The organism is Vibrio sp. V15_P4S5T153, assembly GCF_963874485.1.
Lineage (GTDB): Bacteria > Pseudomonadota > Gammaproteobacteria > Enterobacterales > Vibrionaceae > Vibrio > Vibrio anguillarum.
Genome location: NZ_CAWNHR010000021.1, coordinates 186,915 through 188,598, shown reverse-complemented (window position 1 = coordinate 188,598; position 1,684 = coordinate 186,915). Strand labels below are relative to the sequence as shown.

Here is a 1,684-nt window from a genome sequence, read left to right as displayed (position 1 = left end):
CATGAATCCAAGAAACATAACAAACGCTTCAAGAGGGACAGCCAACACGTGGCATCTTCACTATGCGTTGGTTTTTGTGGTTACGGTGTTATGCGGAAGCTTGGTAGTAGCGTTGGCTGCCCCTTAACCGGGCGTTATATTAATGAGTCGGAGAGATTATCAAGATGCTAGTAAGTGAAAGCTATAAATATAATCAGCTAAAATGGCTCTATTCTGCATTAAGTGGATTCTGTGCTGCGTACTTTTTAGCACTTTTTAGTAGCTCAAATAGCATCGATGAATCTACATGTCTTTTCATGTCAACGTTACTCTTTGCAGCGTGCTTTCCCATGTTTACGGCTTTTGCAATAGCGCATGTACATATTGCAGAGATTGACTTGTCTGTTGAGCAATGTGAAAAAGTATTGGGGTCTCAGTTAGTAAGTAAAATGGTGAGGTTAAGTTTTTTTCTTTTGTTTTTTGCTGTAGCTTTCCTGATGGCGTTCTTCTCATTTTGGTTCATGTTGCTGTTTATTATTACTGCTATTTTGTGCTTTGTTTCGTTTGGTGTATTGATTTTAAAACTACGTGAAGCATAAAGGTAAAATCATTGATATAACAAACGGCTCAAGAGGGATTGCCAACGCGTGGCGACTTTAGTACAAAATTGAAGTTCAGTATTTATAGTGTGTTTTTTGAGTTCGGTGGTGCGTTGTCAACCCCTTAGCCGGGCGTTAACTGCTCTACATTTCTCCAAGTCACTGACATTTACTTCGGTAACTTATAATGCAACTTGTTGCTCTTTGTGATCTTTGTTCAGGTTTGTGTTTGTTGAACTGCTTGTTCAGCATAATTTCTTTTAGCATTAGAGCTAATTTGATAGCCCACAGGATGAGGTTTAAATGTCATCGTCATTAATTTCAACTGCTGCTGAGCAGATTTATGGTAGAGTTTCAGGTAAAAGAGATGCTAATCGATTATATAAAGTGTTGGTTCCCGAGCTTCATGAGGCTTTAGAAAGAGGTACAGCTTTAAGCGATCCTCAGGTGATAAGATTAGTTGCGGCAATAAGTGAGTTACCGGCTTCAGGAGCTAGGCAACGTAATTTTATAAATCGTTATATGAAAGATAGAGACTCAATGCTTAGGTTACCTCGTAATCCTGACAGTCTTATGTACGGCTATTGGTGGTGATTAATATGGTCAATAAGTTAATAAAAATTATATATCTCGCAGCAACCTTTCTTATTGTTAATGAATTAACTTCACTTGATGATCCGTTGCAATTTATTGATTTAAGCAGTCTATTAATTGTAGCTATACCAACATTATTGGCTGGCGGAATTGGATGGTTAACATCTAAAAGTTCGGCTCTATCTTGTTCTTTTTTTACTTCTATATTCAGTGGAGTTCTTGGCTTAATTATGGGCTTAGTTCAGACATTTTCTAATTCAAATGGAGATGCTACAGCCATTCATGTAGGTATCAGTGTCGCTCTTTTGCCACTATTCTATGGTGTATCTATAGGTTTGTTTTTACTGCCATTTCATATTGTTGGTAGAAAATAGACTTTCAAAGCCCGAACAAAGTTGCACATATGCAGTTAACAAACGCTTCAAGAGGGACAGCCAACGCGTAGCATTTTTACTATGCGTTGGTTTTCGTGATTACGGTGTTATGCGGAAAGTTTGTAGTAGCGTTGTCTG

3 protein-coding genes are annotated in these 1,684 nt (G+C 38.0%); all 3 read left to right on the top strand.

From position 1 onward, the window contains the following. The first annotated feature begins 164 nt into the window (after window positions 1-164). Window positions 165-578, top strand: coding sequence for a hypothetical protein (locus AACT42_RS23650; protein WP_094132847.1), 414 nt, complete (start codon window positions 165-167; stop codon window positions 576-578). 303 nt (window positions 579-881) lie between these two features. Beyond that, on the top strand, window positions 882-1,172 hold the full coding sequence (locus AACT42_RS23645; protein ID WP_094132845.1) for a hypothetical protein: 291 nt from the start codon (window positions 882-884) through the stop codon (window positions 1,170-1,172). Window positions 1,173-1,177: 5 nt separating this feature from the next. Beyond that, complete coding sequence (locus AACT42_RS23640; protein ID WP_094132843.1) at window positions 1,178-1,546, top strand: MotA/TolQ/ExbB proton channel family protein; 369 nt, start codon at window positions 1,178-1,180, stop codon at window positions 1,544-1,546. Window positions 1,547-1,684: the final 138 nt, after the last annotated feature.